The sequence below is a fragment of the Clostridium sp. UBA1056 genome, assembly GCA_002316385.1.
Lineage (GTDB): Bacteria > Bacillota > Clostridia > Clostridiales > Clostridiaceae > Clostridium_J.
The window spans coordinates 22,685-40,112 of sequence record DCDL01000016.1 but is presented as its reverse complement, the minus strand read 5'-3'; the positions used below and the strand labels follow the sequence as shown (position 1 = coordinate 40,112).

At 29.5% G+C, this 17,428-nt stretch carries 19 protein-coding genes; 3 read left to right on the top strand and 16 right to left on the bottom strand.

Annotation, left to right across the window (positions count from 1 at the left end):
• Positions 1-11: 11 nt before the first annotated feature.
• Genes B3W71_RS05025 through B3W71_RS05005 form a run of 5 tightly spaced genes read right to left on the bottom strand, consistent with a single transcriptional unit; the run spans position 12 to position 4,229 of the window.
• A complete protein-coding gene (locus tag B3W71_RS05025; RefSeq protein ID WP_346887846.1) occupies positions 12-791 on the bottom strand; it encodes a hypothetical protein in 780 nt (259 codons plus the stop codon).
• Positions 791-1,657 carry an ABC transporter permease gene (locus B3W71_RS05020; RefSeq protein WP_346887845.1) on the bottom strand — a complete coding sequence of 289 codons (867 nt, stop codon included), beginning with the start codon at positions 1,655-1,657 and terminating at the stop codon, positions 791-793. Before B3W71_RS05020 ends, B3W71_RS05025 begins: the two co-directional genes overlap by 1 nt.
• Positions 1,647-2,855 (bottom strand): ABC transporter substrate-binding protein, encoded by a 1,209-nt coding sequence (locus tag B3W71_RS05015; RefSeq protein WP_346887844.1) that lies wholly within the window; start codon positions 2,853-2,855, stop codon positions 1,647-1,649. Before B3W71_RS05015 ends, B3W71_RS05020 begins: the two co-directional genes overlap by 11 nt.
• Positions 2,845-3,444 carry a CDP-alcohol phosphatidyltransferase family protein gene (locus B3W71_RS05010; protein WP_346887843.1) on the bottom strand — a complete coding sequence of 200 codons (600 nt, stop codon included), beginning with the start codon at positions 3,442-3,444 and terminating at the stop codon, positions 2,845-2,847. Before B3W71_RS05010 ends, B3W71_RS05015 begins: the two co-directional genes overlap by 11 nt.
• Positions 3,438-4,229, bottom strand: coding sequence for a (Fe-S)-binding protein (locus tag B3W71_RS05005; protein ID WP_346887842.1), 792 nt, complete (start codon positions 4,227-4,229; stop codon positions 3,438-3,440). Before B3W71_RS05005 ends, B3W71_RS05010 begins: the two co-directional genes overlap by 7 nt.
• Positions 4,230-4,476: 247 nt before the next feature.
• Here B3W71_RS05005 and B3W71_RS05000 point away from each other — a divergent pair, with 247 nt between their 5' ends.
• A complete protein-coding gene (locus tag B3W71_RS05000; RefSeq protein WP_346887841.1) occupies positions 4,477-4,932 on the top strand; it encodes a rhodanese-like domain-containing protein in 456 nt (151 codons plus the stop codon).
• 60 nt (positions 4,933-4,992) lie between these two features.
• Here the strand turns inward: B3W71_RS05000 and B3W71_RS04995 are convergent, their stop codons facing one another.
• The 4 genes from B3W71_RS04995 to B3W71_RS04980 all read right to left on the bottom strand — a co-directional run bounded on the left by B3W71_RS04995 (position 4,993) and on the right by B3W71_RS04980 (position 8,841).
• Entirely contained in the window at positions 4,993-5,697 is a 705-nt protein-coding gene (locus B3W71_RS04995; protein WP_346887840.1) for a TVP38/TMEM64 family protein, read from the bottom strand.
• 206 nt (positions 5,698-5,903) lie between these two features.
• Positions 5,904-6,560 (bottom strand): tRNA (guanosine(46)-N7)-methyltransferase TrmB, encoded by a 657-nt coding sequence (gene trmB / locus B3W71_RS04990; RefSeq protein ID WP_346887839.1) that lies wholly within the window; start codon positions 6,558-6,560, stop codon positions 5,904-5,906.
• A gap of 61 nt (positions 6,561-6,621) precedes the next feature.
• Complete coding sequence (locus B3W71_RS04985; RefSeq protein WP_346887838.1) at positions 6,622-7,275, bottom strand: site-2 protease family protein; 654 nt, start codon at positions 7,273-7,275, stop codon at positions 6,622-6,624.
• Between the two features lie 189 nt (positions 7,276-7,464).
• Positions 7,465-8,841: a PhoH family protein gene (locus B3W71_RS04980; protein WP_346887837.1), complete on the bottom strand. Its 1,377-nt coding sequence runs from the start codon at positions 8,839-8,841 to the stop codon at positions 7,465-7,467.
• 213 nt (positions 8,842-9,054) lie between these two features.
• On the opposite strand from B3W71_RS04980, the gene B3W71_RS04975 reads away from it, so the two are divergent.
• Together B3W71_RS04975 and B3W71_RS04970 are read left to right on the top strand one after the other, a co-directional pair.
• On the top strand, positions 9,055-9,474 hold the full coding sequence (locus B3W71_RS04975; RefSeq protein WP_346887836.1) for a Fur family transcriptional regulator: 420 nt from the start codon (positions 9,055-9,057) through the stop codon (positions 9,472-9,474).
• A 94-nt stretch (positions 9,475-9,568) separates the two neighbouring features.
• A complete protein-coding gene (locus B3W71_RS04970; RefSeq protein ID WP_346887835.1) occupies positions 9,569-10,504 on the top strand; it encodes a hypothetical protein in 936 nt (311 codons plus the stop codon).
• Positions 10,505-10,701: 197 nt separating this feature from the next.
• On the opposite strand, the gene B3W71_RS04965 is transcribed toward B3W71_RS04970, so the two are convergent.
• The 7 genes from B3W71_RS04965 to lon all read right to left on the bottom strand — a co-directional run bounded on the left by B3W71_RS04965 (position 10,702) and on the right by lon (position 17,308).
• The gene (locus B3W71_RS04965) at positions 10,702-11,706 is read right to left on the bottom strand and encodes a hypothetical protein (RefSeq protein WP_346887834.1); all 1,005 of its coding nucleotides are present in this window, start codon (positions 11,704-11,706) and stop codon (positions 10,702-10,704) included.
• Positions 11,707-11,886: 180 nt separating this feature from the next.
• Positions 11,887-12,186, bottom strand: a complete 300-nt coding sequence (locus tag B3W71_RS04960; protein WP_346887833.1) for a hypothetical protein — start codon at positions 12,184-12,186, stop codon at positions 11,887-11,889.
• Between the two features lie 130 nt (positions 12,187-12,316).
• The gene (locus B3W71_RS04955; RefSeq protein WP_346887832.1) at positions 12,317-12,631 is read right to left on the bottom strand and encodes a hypothetical protein; all 315 of its coding nucleotides are present in this window, start codon (positions 12,629-12,631) and stop codon (positions 12,317-12,319) included.
• A 65-nt stretch (positions 12,632-12,696) separates the two neighbouring features.
• Positions 12,697-13,275 carry a hypothetical protein gene (locus B3W71_RS04950; RefSeq protein WP_346887831.1) on the bottom strand — a complete coding sequence of 193 codons (579 nt, stop codon included), beginning with the start codon at positions 13,273-13,275 and terminating at the stop codon, positions 12,697-12,699.
• Between the two features lie 249 nt (positions 13,276-13,524).
• On the bottom strand, positions 13,525-14,283 hold the full coding sequence (locus tag B3W71_RS04945) for a CPBP family intramembrane glutamic endopeptidase (RefSeq protein ID WP_346887830.1): 759 nt from the start codon (positions 14,281-14,283) through the stop codon (positions 13,525-13,527).
• Positions 14,284-14,394: 111 nt separating this feature from the next.
• A complete protein-coding gene (yihA, locus tag B3W71_RS04940) occupies positions 14,395-14,985 on the bottom strand; it encodes a ribosome biogenesis GTP-binding protein YihA/YsxC (RefSeq protein ID WP_346887829.1) in 591 nt (196 codons plus the stop codon).
• Positions 14,975-17,308, bottom strand: coding sequence for an endopeptidase La (gene lon, locus B3W71_RS04935; protein ID WP_346887828.1), 2,334 nt, complete (start codon positions 17,306-17,308; stop codon positions 14,975-14,977). Before lon ends, yihA begins: the two co-directional genes overlap by 11 nt.
• Between the last annotated feature and the right edge of the window lie 120 nt (positions 17,309-17,428).

The window sequence follows — 17,428 nt, the reverse complement described above, 5'->3', positions numbered from 1 at the left end:
CTACTCCTTTTCTATATACTTACTTTATTGTACCTCTTTGTTATAAATGAAGTTATAATCATTACTATTACACTATAAAGTATATACATTAAAGTATATACTGCTGATATATTTCTATTAGAATTAGCTACATATGGAGTCATAATCATAGAGAAGTTAACATGATTGTTATTTCCTATAAACATGTTTATAAAGTACTGAGAATAAGATACTATAAATGCCATAAAAAAACTTGACACATATCCCTGAGTATATATTGGCATATTTATATATTTAAAAGCTTGCCAAAATGACGCTCCTAAGCCTCTCGCTGCAAGCTCATCTTCTATTCCCCAAACAGTATAATAGGAATAGACTAACTTAAAAGCATATGGTAACGAGAAATAGATATGTAATAGTAAAATTGCAATATCACAGGATGAAAAATATTTTAGAAATAATTTATGACTACCTAAGCATATGCTTATTACGGGTAATAGCATGGGCAAATAGAAAATACTTTCCAGTGTTATTTTATGTTTCATATTTCTAGTTATAAAAAATCTAGAAGCCATTATACTTAGGATTAAGGAAATTAAAGCTACCTCCATAGAAAATATAACAGACTTGATACCAATATACCAATCCTTTGATGTGAAAAAATATTTAAATCCATTCAAAGTAAAGTTATTAGGCAAAATATCCTTAGCCTTCCAACTGCTAAAAAACGACCATATAATCATAGATATTATAGGAAGTAATAAAAATATGATTATAGAAAATATTAATATACATTTAATCCATTTTCTCACTACCTTACCTCCTCTTGTCCATCTTTCTTTATCATCTTATAATAAAACACACATAATACTAAGGATATCAAAATCATTATCATATTTATAGCCATTCCATAGATTCTATTAGACAAATCTGCACTTACGTAGGTTTTATAAGCATAAACACCTATAGATATAGGATTTGATGGACCCAGATAGTAAAACCCTTCATAGGTAAACATATTAAAATTAAATATTACTAAAAAGGAAGTAAATATGGCCCGCTTAGCTATAGGTAAAAGAATTTTTATTATATATTGAAATCTTGTAGAACCTAAATTTTGTGCTACAAATCTATAATTTTTATCTGCTTTCATAAAAATAGGGGCAACACTAAAAGCTATAAAAGGCATACCTTTAAAAATATTTAAAAGTATTACTGCAATTCCACTAGAATTAAAAATTAAATTTATATCAATCTCATTAAATCCTAATAATGATATTATATGAAATAACAATCCTTTATCACTATAGGTTGTATATATAAGTGCTGCAGCTGCTACATATGACAATAATATCGGTAATCTGTATAATATATTTAAGAACTTATTATTTGACTTTGATATATAGTACCCTAAGTAACTCCCTAAAACTGTGGCAATTATTGCGGATATTAAAGATATTTTAAAACTATAATATAGACTATTTAAAAATACAGAATCAGCAAATAGCTCCCTATAGTATTTGAATGTAAAATTATTAAAGGAAAGCTCAGGAATATATCCTAAGCTTTCCATAAAAGTATTTATAATAACAAACATAGTAATTATAATTATCACAGATAAAGACGGAAGAATCATTAATCCACCAATAATCTTTTTTCTCTTCTTATTATTTATCAAAAAGAATCACGTCCTCCCATACCTTCTCTATAACTACTACTAAGTCTGATCTTAATTCTGCTTGTTTGTGTTTTGAAAGTTCTTCATAACTTAAGACTGTATGCTCATACTCTTTATCAGGGGTAAGTTTTTCATCAAGCTCCTTTTGCTGCTCCGCACTTAACTTGTCATATTCAATAGATGGTAAATCAGCCCATCCAGTTAAGTTAGCTTTGGATATTTGCATTTCAGGTGCCAATGCTGCATTGATTACTTTCAGAGCTCCATCAACATTAGGTGCATTAGCTGCAATGGCTAAATAATGTGTATTAAATGGTGTACCCTTATCCCATATAGAAGATTTAGTTGATACTGACCAACTTTTATCCGCTACCTTACTTAAAGCCTTATTTGCATTATAATCCATAACAATATCTACTTCTCCATCTTGATATAAGCTATCTAATTGAGCAGAATCTGCAGGATAAACCTCTCCTTTTTTCCATAGATAAGGTTCAATCTCTTTAAAATATTCTAATGCAGGTGCTATAGCTTCTTTAACCGCATCATAATCCGCTGGTAAATCCTTTAAATTATCATATCCGATAAGGTCATAAAGTACTGTTCTAACAAAAGCTGAGCCAGTAAAATCACTAGCTTGAGGATATGTAAATCTACCAGGATTTTTTGTTACATAATCTTTTAACTCCTGTGCATTAGTTGGTGGTGTATCCATTTTTTCACTATCATAATTTAATACAAATTGTGCAGTTCCCCAAGGTGCTTCATATCCTTCAATTGGATATCCAAAATCCTTTGTAGCAGCATCACCTTGCATATCTATGTACTTTTCCGCATTTTCTAATTTGTCTAAAAAAGGTCCATATAGAAGATCGTTTTCTTTAGCATAATAAAAATTTTCACCATTTAACCAAATGAGATCAATAGATCCTTTCTCTTTAGAGCTTTTCTCATTAGTAAGTTTTAATAGAACTTCATCAATGTTCATAGGAACCCGATTTAAAGTAATGTTATATTTTTCTTTTATATAAGTTGCAAACTCCTTATCAATCCAAGTGTTAAATCTTTCATCTCCACCCCATCCATATAAATTTACAGTTTGAGCTTCATCATTTTTCTTTCCACACGCTACAAGACTTAAAGTAAGTACTATTGAAAGAAAAACTAAAAATATGGATTTCAATTTTTTATTTTTCATTATTACCTCCTAATACTTTAATTGCCATACATAATCTTTGCATAGCTGTATATAAAATTAATATGGCATAAATGAATGCCAATATATTAATACATTGGTAAAATATTATCATAATAGTAAACATTATAAAGCCTTCAGTTCTTTCCATTAAACCTGCTTGATAATGGAAGCTTTTTATACCTGTATTTTCTATAAGCATCCCACTAGTTAGAAATACGGTCATAGATAAAATTATAGTGCAAGCTAATATCATTAAACTAAAAGTTGCTTCACTACATACAATAGCAAAGGATATTATATATGAAATTTCAACTAATCTATCAAGCCATATATCTAGTAATGTACCTACAGGTGAAACTCTCCTGCTTTGTCTTGCCATAGAGCCATCTACAGCATCCAAAAATCCGGAAAGCCATAGTAAAATTATAGGCAAAATAACACTACCAAAGGAAAAGGAAATAGCTCCTACTATTCCAATTGTAGCTGCTATAATAGTTACATTAGTTGGTGATAATCCCTTATCTATAAGCATTCCGCCACTTTTATCAAATATTTTATCAAAATATTTTCTTCCTCTTGTATCTAACATTGTTTATCTTCCCTCTTAATATTCTTTACTAAACTATATCTATTTCTCCAGGAGCCCGTTGTCTTCATTTCCCATAGTAATTCTAATATATGATATGCCTCAAAGTTATTTTGTCTAAAGGTATCCACACAGGAGGCACAATATGTAACAATCTCCTTAGATGGGGCTTGATTAGCACGAATTTGAAAAAGCTGCTGCCCTTTTTCTGGCTCTAGAGTCATAATCATATTCTTTTTACCACAGCATAGTGTTTTTTCTCTATTATTTACAAATTCTAATATATCCACACCTAATTTATTTAATATATTTCTTGCAGCAACAGTATTCTCTAAATGGTCTTTTATTGGGCAAGGATCATGCAAAGATAACTCTCTTCCTTTATATATATTATACTTCTCCTTTGGTATAGCTTCATCTAAAACTGTCCATGCCGAAATTATTTCACAATCACTATTATCAGATAAAGTATGTTGGCAATTTGGGCATAGAGTATAGATTCTCTTTGTACTATTTTTTTTAAAAGCTTCATTTAAAAATTGCTTTCTTCTTTCATAAGGTTCTCCACTATTGATATGAAGCGACGGTTTCCCACAACACATGGTGCTTAGCCTCAAATCAGGTATCTGTGTCTTTAAAAGTTCATAAGTTTTCATTACTATATCTTCTCCCATAGATAAAATGGCACAGCCTGGCCAAAATATATTTGCACCTAGTGAAAGCTCTGCAAATATGGAGCTAAAACTAAGAATTTGATGAGTTTTTATACTTATTTCGCCTTTAATCATCCTCTTAAAAACCTACCCTTCTAAAACATAAAAATAAGAGGCATATTACCTCCTGCTAAATACACTTCTCCATTTTGACAAAAACAGTATAACTTCAATTTTAATGGTTGTCAATGTATTATAGATATGTATAATACAACTATTAAAATCCATTATATTTCTCTATTTGATTTTAACATATTCATTTTATATAATGATTTTGGTAATAAATCAAAAATACCATTTATACTTATGGGGGGGATAATTAATGAAAAAGAAATTTACTCTTATACTTGCTCTTTGCATAATTATATCAACTATGCTTATGGGCTGTAGTAAACCAAAAGATACTTCAAAAGAAGGCGAAGAAAAACAATATCAATATTATACAGCAGAGCAATTAAAAACTGCTATTGAAAACAAAGATGATATTTATCTATTAGATATTCAAGTTAAAGAAGACTATGATAAGCATCATATCGTTGGCACAGTTCCAACTTATGCTTATCCAGCAGACACTGAAGAGTTAACATCTAAACTTGATTTTACTTTAGATGATATCAATAGTTCAGATAAACCAGTAATTGTTGCTTGCCCAGGTGGTGGCGGTGGTGCTAAAAAAACTATCGACTACTTAACAACTAAAGGTGTTGATGCTAGTAGAATGTTTATATTAGAAAAAGGTCAAAAAGGTTGGCCATATGATGGATTATTAGAAAAATAATCTTCATTATAAAATAAAAATGCGAGTGAATTTTCACTTCGCATTTTTATTTTTATCTCTTTATCTTTTTTCTTTATCATTGTATATCTGTTTAAACATAAAAATTAAAATAGTTATTGCAAAAAGTATTAATAGTGCTGTTACAATCATTTGAGCTCCACCAGTTAGCATTCCACCAACATAGGAATAAACTATAGTTGCTGGTAGTTGACCAATTCCTGTAGCAACAATAAACGCTACAAATCCCATTGGAGTTAGTCCTGCTGCATAAGATATGAAGTCAAAAGATACAAAAGGTAATAATCTACATATTAAAATTGTATGTTTACCATACTTCTCAAAAAAACCTTCCACACTTGCCATAGCATATTTACTAGTAAGTTTTTCAACCACATCTCGTCCAAGAATTCTAGCAATATAAAAACATAAAACAGCTCCTGCCATGGAGCTAATCCATGATAGTAGCGCACCTTGCCACCATCCGAAAATAGCAGCGTTAGCAAAAGTTATTAGAAATGCTGGTAGTGGTGCTACCACTGATTGAAGTACCATTAATAAAAATGAAGCTAAAACAGCATATATTCCAAAAGACCTTATGTACTCTGCTATGGCTTCTATACTCATAGAGCTAAATAGCTTAAATATATTATTCATTTTCGAATTAAACTCTGGTATAAAAAGATATGATAGGGCTATTAATATTATAATCACTATCGTTAAAATCTTGCCTAAACTTCTTTTTTTCTTCGTCGAACTATTTTCCATAGTATCCTCCTCTTAAACATTGTAGTCTTATAAATTTATTTTATGTACTTACATAAATATAGCAAAGGCACTATTTATAGTCAAAATTTATTTATTATACTTATAGTAAACTTAATTTCTATTTGAAATTTCTATAATATGAATATACTCACTAAATATAAAAGGCAAAGTATAGTATAAATATCACTATACTTTGCCTTTTATTTTTATTTTAGTTTTGCAACTAAGAACATAGTTTTCATTCCCATTGCAGTAAACTTGCCTTCATATTCTGTAATCACATTATCTTCAAAGCCACTGCTATGTAAATCATAAGTTAAAAATTCTAAGGAAAAACCTTCTTCTTTAAAATATTCTTGAGAATCATTGAATAAATCTACATCATCTGTTTTAAACCATATCTCCCCTCCTGATTTTAAAAACTTTTTATATGATTGCAAAAACTTCGTATATGTAAGTCTTCTCTTATTATGGCTTTTCTTAGGCCAAGGATTACAAAAATTTATATATATTCTATCTATTTCATCCTTGCCAAATACATTGTCTATAAGCATTATATTGAGAACCATTAATCTTGTATTTATATCCTTAGGTATCTCTATGCCCTCTGATGCTGCCATCACTTTCCTTAATGCATAAACTACAACTTCATCCTTCAAATCTATGCCTATATAGTTTGTATCTCTATTCTTAACTGCTCTTTGACTTATATGTCCACCCATACCACAGCCAAGCTCTAAATGAATGGGATTATTATTTCCAAACTCTTCTCTCCATTTTCCACAATGACCATACTTATCATATATTACAATATCACTAGCTTCTAGTTCTGGTCTTGCCCAATGCTTTTTTCTAAGTCTCATAAAATTCTCTCCTTGTTATTAGTTTCTTAAATTATATTAGATATTTTTGTTAAAGTAAGTTCTATAAAATTAAATATGTAGCTATAGCTGCAAAAACATTATATATGTATTGGCCTGGTATTCCAACTATTAAATCTAAAATTGAAAATCTACCTATAACTGGCAGCACTAATATAATAAATATAACCAGATTACTTTTATACATTAAAGTTTCAAATTTTTGTGATTTGTCTCTTAATATATCAACTATTATACTAAATCCATCAAAACCTGGTATAGGTAATAAATTTAATATAAACCATGTGCAATTTATAATAGCTATTTGTTGAATAATCAAATATATAATATATTTAATATCACTATTCCCTGGTATAAACTTAACATATAAAGCTAGAATCATGGTAGCAATAAATCCTATAGCTAAAGTAGTTACTAGACCTCCTAGCCTTATCTTTAAATCATCCTTATAATAATCTTTAAAATTTGATCTATTAATTTCTACAGGTCTTATCCATCCAAAGCCTATTGTAAGCATAGCTATAAACCCCAACACATTAATATGCTTCAAAGGATTTAAAGTGTTTCTACCATACTGTCTTGGGGTATCATCACCAAGTTTTATAGCAATTTTAGATTGAACATACCCTTTAAACGTAAAGGCAACTAAAATTGCTGGTATCACTAGGATTCTCCCCAATAAATAATTGTTATTCATGCTTTTCACTCCTTCTACAATATTCATAGTATATCATATTTTTATTAAACTTTTTAATCCTTTTATTAATATAAAGTTTTTATTCATAAAATAAAGAACTAATAAATATTTTAAAATACTTATTAGTTCTTTACCTTACTTTAAATTTTATAAAAATTATTATATTACAAATAATTTGTTCTTTACTAGTTAAAGACGTTGTGCTGCCTCAAAAGATAATGGAGATCTTTCACATTCATCATATTTTAAGGTTACTTGGTAGCATAACTTACTTCCTTTCATTCTTTCAGAGGCATAGCATAATCCATTAGATCTAGAATCCATAAATGGATGGTCTATTTGGTCTGGGTCTCCAATAAGTATAAGCTTTGTTCCAATTCCTACCCTAGTGGTAATTGCCTTAACTTGTTTTGGTGAAAGATTTTGAGCCTCATCTATAATTACCCACTGCCTTATTATGGACCTTCCTCTTAAATAAGCTATGGCTTCAGTAGTTATAATCCTTCTATCGAATAACTCATTAATCTTATCTTGTAACTCTTTTTCATTACTATATCTCTCTTTTTCATCTGAATCTACTAATACTTCTAAATTATCAAAAATTGGTCTCATAAATGGAGATATTTTTTGTTCCTCAGTGCCTGGTAGAAAACCTATCTCTTCATCCATAGTTACATTAGGTCTGCAAACTAATATTTTTCTATATTCCCCTGTTTCTTCTTCTATAATCTTTTGCAATCCTACAGCTAAAGAAAATAAAGTTTTCGCTGTGCCTGCTGGTCCTTTTATTATACTTAAAGGAGCTACACTAGATGATGCAAATAAACACTCTAGCATGAATCTTTGCCCTACATTTCTAGCACTTATACCAAGAGGTTTACTATCTTTATAATGTAAGGATACTATATTTTCTCCGTCAAATCTTCCTAATGCACTTTGTTTTTTGTTTTCTAAGGAATGCATAATTAAAAACTGATTTATATAAAGGATTGGAGTGTAATACTCATCACTATCTTCTAAGTAACAAACTACATCTTTTTTAGATATAATCTTTTTAGAATAGAATTCTGAAAGCTTTTCTGATGAAACATAAACTTCAATTCTTCCAGTATACTGGTCATCATCTTCCGGAACTACCTTCTCATAAAAATCCTCACTCTTTATGTTAACGATATCTGCTTTTATTCTTTCAAAGGTATCCTTTGTAATTAGTATAACATCTTCTCCTTCATCTTTTAATGCCTTGCATACTTGGAGTATTCTATTATCTGCTTTATTTTTATCCCAGAATTGTGGGACTTCAGTATTTAAGCAATTAGTTTCTATTCTTAGATTACCGCCACCTGGAAGAGGTACTCCCTCACTTAAATTTCCTAATTTTCTTAATCCATCAATGATTCTTGATGCCTGCCTAGCATTTAATCCAAGCTCCGTATTGTTCTTTTTAAAATCGTCTAATTCCGCTAGTACCACCTCTGGTATTACTACATCATTATTACCAAAAGATAGTAAGGCTCCTGATGAGTATAATATAACATTAGTATCTAACACATATGTTTTTTTCAAGTCATTCTCCTCCTCTCTTCTAATATAATATATGAGTCATTTCTTATTAATTGAATTATTTTTTTAAATTTATATAAATATTTTATTCTTATTGCTATAATGTATTATGTAATATTAATCTGTTATATAGTAATAGTTCTTCATCAGTTTCCTTTGACAATGGATAACTTTTATTATATAATATCTATAACAAATAACTATAGAGGTGATTCAATGGATATTAATTTTACCCAAGTTTTTAAAGAAAAAAAACTGAAACTTACACCTCAGCGTATAGCCGTATATAATTACTTAAAATCAACAACTGAACATCCATCGGCGGAAACTATTCATAAAGCTTTAAAAGAAAATTATCCAACAATGAGTTTGGCAACGGTTTATAAGACGCTAAAGGTTTTAGTAGACGTTAACTTAATTCAAGAAATTAATGTTGGAGAAGGTAACTTTAGATACGATGGATTTTCTGATTCACATCCTCATATACATTGTATAAATTGCTCTAGGGTAGATGATTTAGAAGGTGTTAAATTTGATTTTCTAAATTCTAGTGTAAAAGATAATACGGATTATGAGATTATTTCTAATAAAGTATATTTTTATGGACTATGCCCTCAGTGCAAGAAATCAAATTAAGAGATTAGATAACCTAATCTCTTTTTTTATTTGTTCAATTTTTTAATAATTATTATCAGCCTTTACACATATAATTTATAGAGAGGTGATTATAGTGTATAAGAAAAATAATTTGCATATTAAACTATTTAATATATTCTTATTAATATTAGCTATCTTATGTTTTTTAAAATTATTTTTTATAAAAGATGGTTTAAATGCAAAAAATGTATTTAATTTATCTGAAGAGAATAGTGTAATCCATGAAGATTTAAATAATGATAATAAAAAAGATACCATACTTATAAAAAAATCTGACTCTGATTTATTAGCTCAGGTAAATTTAAACGATAATGAAACTTATAGTTTAAGCCCTGATAAAAATTTCCAGACCCTTGGAGAGTACTGTGAGTATTGGCCTGTAAGAGTATCTACATTAGATATATCAAGGGATAATTCTAAGGAAATCTTTATTCAAAGCTCTTTTCACAATAAAGCTGTACAACACATTTTTTCTTGGAACGGAAAAGGCTATGATGACATATTTTGCGCTAACAATAATCTAATAGGATTTATGGATAGTGCTAATAACAAAACACCTAAAATTATATCAGGAAATTTTCAAGATAATAATATTAATGTAAATGGATATTTATATAATAAAGGCTCACTTAAAGAATTTAATAGCAGTCTAATTACCTCTTTACCTGGTAAAGATACTATAAATAATTTTATATGTCTAATAGAAGGTTTACCTAACCCCTATTTATCTATTCCTAACTATTTTTATTCTCAAATAAGTGGAACAGATTTAGAAAGTATTTTTAAACTTGCCAATAGCTCCAATTACTATAAATTTCAAGATGGTTATTTTACTGATTTAGCTTGGGATAGTTTTGGTAACGTAACCTGTGAAAATTGGATATTAAATTTTAGAACAATTAGTACATCCGATAGTAAAAAAGTAAGTCACATAACTATAAATATAATACTAAATAAATATAATGATAATGACTTTCCATTTAAAATTAATTCTGTTAATATATATTAACTTAATTTGAATAATCTAATTACCTATTCCTATTATTGATGTTGTAATAGGCAAAAAATTAAAATGGGACCTAACGGTCCCAAGGGGGATGGGGGGGACCTCTAAAATTATTTTTAGAGGTTTATGGAGATTTTAACTTCCATTACATTTTTTATTATTGACTAAATTATATTTTATATACATAATTAAAAATATTTTTAATTATTTGCTACATTATTATATTCGTCTAAAATCTTTTGCAATAATTTAATCTTATTTGGATCAATAAGTCTTATTAATATATTTACAAGCTTATTGTAATCTTCTTGAGTTAACCCTTTTTCATCTCTAAATATGTTCTCTTCAATTATATCTGCTTCATCTACTGTAGTGATATTTTCTTCAGAAAATTCATCGCTTTTTATAATGTCATTTATGTCTAAATTATTTAAATCAACATTTGAAAAATCTACTCCTGAAAACTCCATATTATTCATATTATTTAATATGGCATTGAAGTCAAGATTTGCTAATATTTCATCTACTGATTCTTCAGCTTTTTTTTTTACGTCTCTAGCTTCTTCGATATTTTCTTCATTTCTATTATTAGAAGTCATATTATCTAGTAATGTTTTTAATTGCTCTATATCCTCTGGTCTAACCTGAGATAAAATCTGCTCTATGGAGTTATAATTATTTCCTGTATTATTGTTTACACTATTATTAGGAGATTGTGTACCACTACCTCCTAATAAGGAAGATATCATACTCATTAAATCACCACCATTATCTCCTGTGTTACTTCCTCCACCTATACCTAAGGAGCTAAGCAAATCTAAAATTCCATTGAAATTTCCTCCGCCCATACTTCCTAATATACTAGCCAGTGGATTATTTCCATTCATCATGCCCATTGGATTATTCATTCCCATTTGGCTTCCCATACCCATTGGATTATTCATTCCCATTGAGTTATTCATACCACCCATTGGATTGTTCATTCCCATTGAGTTATTCATACCACCCATTGAGTTATTCATACCACCATCCATTGGATTGTTCATTCCCATAGCACCTAAAGTAGCTGCCATATTCATAGCATTCATGGCCATATTATTATTCATTGGATTGTTTCCATTATATCCTCCAGCATATCCATTATTAGATTGATCTTGTACATAACTTTCTTCTCTATCTCTTCTTCTATGCTTATGCTTGCTCATCTGCTCACCTCTTTACTAATTATAAAATTTTAAAAAAGCAATCCATGAATAACATGGACTGCTAATTTTCTTACTTTTCTAGAAACCCCCCTACAATGGGCCATGGTTTACATTCTAATTTATCCTTTGTTATTTCTACTATTTTATGCAGTCATTACTTTTGTTTAGAATTTTTATAGATTAGCAGCAGCATTTGCAGCAGCATTGTTTTTTACAGCAACATCCACTATTAAAACCATTATTAAAACCAAATCCAAAATTTCCTCTATTACCTCCAAAGCCTCCAAAGCCTCCAAAGCCTCCAGAGCCACAAGAACAACATAGCCAGAATAAGAATATTAAAGTTAATGCATTTCTAGCACTTGAGTTATGCTCTGTATCTAGTAAACATTGATTTTTTAGAATTACGATTAATAGTATAATTATGCATGGTGAACAGAAAAAACCTGAATTTCCTATATTCCCACATCCAGACATCATAAATTTCTCCTCCTTGTAAATTGTATTTTCTAATTATCATGAATTAATCACTTAATACCTTTTGTTAAAATTTATTAATTTCATTTTATCTCTTGATAATCAATATTACTTCTGTTAATTTTTTATTATCCTATGCACAACAAATTTTTATTCTTTTACATCTGCATTTCTTTTCTTTGCGTTTCTTTTCTTTGTATTTCTTTTCTTTACATTTAGATATGCAGAAGCATTGACATCCACATGAGCATTGATTGCCACACATTGATCCACAGTTATTATTTCCACATCCATTATTAAATCCACAACATAACCAGTATAAGAAAAGCAATGTTAATGCATTTCTAGACCTTGATGAACCATCTAGCAATCCTTGATTTGCAAAAATAACTATTATCAAGATAATAATACATTGTGAATTACATCTGTTATTTGAACATCCGCCCATTTATTCATTCCTCCAATTTTTATTTCTCGTTTTCTTATCTATATGCTTCTTATATCATCTATTCTTTAGCAACATCTTGGTTCTCTTCTTATAAGAAAAATAATTATTATAAGAATTATTTGGCACCATCCCCAGTTTCCGCCGAATCCACAGTTTCCACCGAATCCACCGAATCCACCAGAACCAAAGTTATTATTGCAGCAACATGGATTACAGCAACATGTTTCTACGATATATTTCTTTTGTTTTTTACGTCCCTTTACAACTCCACCGCAACAGCAGCAACATTCTTTAGGCTCACAACAGCAGCAGCATGGCTCACAGCAACAACATGGTTCACAGCAGCAGCAACAACATGGGTCACAGCAGCAAGGATTGCAACAACAATTATTTCCACCGAATCCACCGAATCCACCGAATCCACCGAATCCGCCGAATCCACCGTTTCCGCCAAATCCACCGCATCCACAGTTTCCACCGAATCCACCGCCTCCACAGTTTCCGCCGAATCCACCTCTACAGAAAATTAGTATTATTATTATAAAAATTATTATTCTTCCTCCTCCAAATCCGAAGCCACGGGAGAAATTTCCACCTGCACATGCTTCCCCAAACATTTGATTTAGATTTGAACAGTCACTCATATTTTTCATCCTCCTATTACACTTATATTCTTATACCATCATTTGTATATTACACTATATGATTTTGCTTAAGTTTTGACACTGATAATTGTATTTTTAAGGCTGTTTATCTATATCTAATCCTAGAGTATTTCAATGTGTTTCTCTTAAGTCTTTATATTATAATATATGTTTTTCCAGAAAATCGGTGATAAAAAAGTCATGTCATAATTTTCAATAAAGAAAATTATGACATGACTTTTTATCCTATTATACTAGATATAAAATTATTTTCTGTAAAAGTAAAAAAGCAGTTGAAACTCCATTAACAAATAAATGAGTAAATACAGAATACCAAAATCCTTTCTTTTCAATTAAATAACAATTGAAAAAGCTTATTATAAATAATGTAGCAAAAGCACTAATGCTAAAATGAATTGAAGCAAATAAAATGCTTACAATAGATGCCGATAAAATAAATCCTATTTTACCGCCTAGTCTCTTCCTTAGGAATTTACCATAAAGTAAATATCTAAAAGCAAATTCTTCAACTACTGGTGCAAAAATTACTGTAAAAGGAATTGTTATAACAAATGAAATTAAATCATAACTGCTTAAGAGAGCTACTACCTCTTGCTGTTCAATAGGTATGTTAAAAATAAACATTATTATATACCATATAATACCACCTATTAACGTTAATCCATAGGTAATTGCTACATATTTAATCCCTTTACTTAGTTTAAACTTACTTAATGAAAACCTATATGTTATGTAATCCTCATATGTATACTGTGAATTAGTCCAATTAATCAAGATAAAAATTATTAAAATAAAAGGTAGCATATTAGTATAAAGTTCTGGTAAAATCAAGTACAATAATATATATGCCATACATACCAAAGTTTTAATTAACTTAGAATTTCTTTCTAGCACCATTGTCTTAAGAAAGAATAATAATGGTAAAATGTAAATCATAAATATAATAAATAAATTTCCTAATAATTTTAAATAAATTTCTAGCTTCAAATAAACACCCCACTTTAATCCTATATATAAATTTATATGTTTAAAAATAAACTAATATTATTATAACATAGATAAAGGGCTGTTGATTTCACTAATCAACAACCCTTTATCTTATTCAAGTTCTAAGCCTTTAAATATCTCTTCAAGTAATTCTTCTTTTCCTTCCTTTTTTAAGGATGAGAAGAACAGTATTTTATCTTCTTTACCAAGCTTTAAAGTTTCTTTTATAACCTTGCTACTTTTCTGTAATTCATTTTTAGTTAATTTATCTTTTTTAGTAGCTATAACTATAATCTCATACCCATAGTGTTTAATCCAATCATACATCATTACATCATCACCAGTAGGTTTATGTCTACAATCTACTAGAAGAGCTACCTTTTTCAACTCAGGTCTATTAATTAAATACTGCTCAATCATTTTTCCCCAAGTAGCTTTTTCACTTTTAGATACTTTAGCATAGCCATATCCAGGTAAGTCTACAAAATATAGCTTATTATTTATGGTAAAGAAATTTATAAGTCTTGTTTTTCCAGGCGTACCACTTACCTTAACTAATTTTCTCCTATTAGTCAAAGTATTTATAAGTGAAGACTTTCCTACGTTAGATCTCCCAACAAAGGCAATTTCACACATACCATCATCTGGGTATTGTGTAGGCTTTACTGCTGAAGTTTTAAATTCTGCTTGTTTAATTTCCATCTTTATCTTCTCCAATTAATGCATTTTTCAACACATCTTCTATTTTCTCTACTGGTATAAATTCTATCTTATTTTTAATAACTTTTGGTATATCTTTTAAGTCTTTTTCATTAGCTTTCGGAATAATTATAGTCTTTATCCCCATTCTATATGCAGCTAAACTTTTTTCCTTAAGCCCACCTATAGGTAATACTCTACCAGTTAATGTAACTTCTCCTGTCATAGCAACTGAATACTTTATTTTTCTGTTGCTTAAAGCAGAAACCATCGCTGTAACCATAGTAACTCCAGCAGATGGACCATCCTTTGGAATAGCTCCTTCTGGGATATGGATGTGAATGTCCTTATTCTTGTAAAATTCTTTATCTATGCCATATTCATCACAGTTAGCTCTTACATAGCTATATCCAGCCTTAGCCGATTCCTTCATCACATCTCCCAGTTGTCCTGTAAGTTGAAGCTTTCCATCTCCCTCCATTACAGCTACTTCTACTGGAAGTGTATCTCCACCGTATCCAGTCCATGCAAGACCTGTGACTACGCCTACCTTATCTTCCTTTTCTAAGTCATCATAGCTATATATTTCAGCACCTAAATATTTTTTAACTATCACGGAGTTTATTGATATTTTCTTCTTATTACTTTCCATTATTTCAGTTATAGCTTTTCTTATTGCTGAAGATATCTTTCTTTCTAGATTTCGAACCCCAGATTCTCTTGTATATCTATCTATTATAGTTCTTAATGCACTCTCACTAACTACAATCTGACCATCTTCAACGGAATATTCCTTCATAACTTTAGGAACTAAATATTTCTTTGCAATTTCATATTTCTCTTCTGTGGTATATCCTGAAACCTCTATTACCTCCATTCTATCTAAAAGAGGCCTAGATACAGTATCCAAAGTATTTGCTGTGGTTATAAATAGTACCTTTGATAGATCAAATTCTACATCAAGGTAATGATCTCTGAAAGTTTTATTTTGTTCTGAGTCTAAAACCTCTAAAAGAGCATCTTCTACATTTCCTTTATAATCCTTTGATACCTTATCAATTTCATCTAAAAGACATACTGGATTTTTATAACCTGCTTCCTTTAAAGCAGACACAATTCTTCCTGGTATTGCTCCTACATAAGTTTTTCTATGACCACGAATTTCAGCCTCATCTTTTACTCCGCCTAAACTCATTCTTACAAATTTTCTTCCTAGTGAATTAGCCACTGACTTAGCAATGGATGTTTTACCAACTCCCGGAGGTCCGACTAAGCATATTATAGGTGATTTTAGTGATTTGCTCATTTTTCTTACTGCTAAATATTCTATAATTCTTTCCTTTACATCCTCTAATCCATAATGTTCTTCATCTAAAACTTTTCTTGCATTAGTTAAATCTAGATTATCTTTAATAAGCTTATTCCAAGGCATATCTAAAATAGTATCCAAATAAGTCTTTATAACTGTCCCTTCTTGAGATGAAGATCCCACACTTTTTAATCTATTAATTTCATATTCTATCTTAGTTTTAATTTCTTTAGATACTTTAATTTGTCCTAATTTTTTCTCGTAATTAGATATTTCCTTTCCAAGCTCATCATCTTCTCCAAGCTCTTCTTGAATTACCTTAAGTTGCTCTCTGAGATAATACTCCTTTTGAGATTCACTTACTCTAGCCTTCACTTTATTGCTTATAAGCTTTTCTACCTTTACAATTTCTATCTCTTTTTTTAGAATAACTAATAACTTCTCCATTCTTTCCTTAATAGATATAGTCTCTAATAATTCTTGCTTTACTTCAGCTTTTACTGGTAAAAATGCACTTATAACATCACAATATACATTATTGTCTTCTTCAGATTCCAATTCTACTATTAAGTCTTTAAACTCTTCACCTGCTAATTCTAAGTAATTAATAAACATATCATTTAATGAATTTTTATATCCCTGAGATTCTGTTTCATCTTCTATATCTAATTCTTCAGCTTCTTCAACTTCTGCACTTATACAGTCATCTTCATCTAAATAATTTACAAGTTTAGCCCTATATTCTCCTTCTACTAATACTCTTAAATGATTCCCTGGTAGCTTCATAAATTGCTTTATTGTACACACACATCCAATGCTATATATATCCTTTTGAGTTGGATTTTCCATTGCTGCTTCTCGTTGGCTTACTACAAATATCTTCTGATTTTCATTCATAGCTCTATTAATTGCTTCTATAGATTTACTTCTTCCTATATCAAAGTTTAAAGCCATATGTGGAAAAATGCTCAATCCTCTCAACGGAATTAATGGAAGCGTCATTATTGTATTCTCCATACTATCTCCTCATTTCTATCTAATCTATCATTTAATTTTACTTAATTTCATATTATAAAATTTTATTTATTTCACTTGAAATAAATAATTTAACTTTAAGTATTTATATAGGAATCTTTT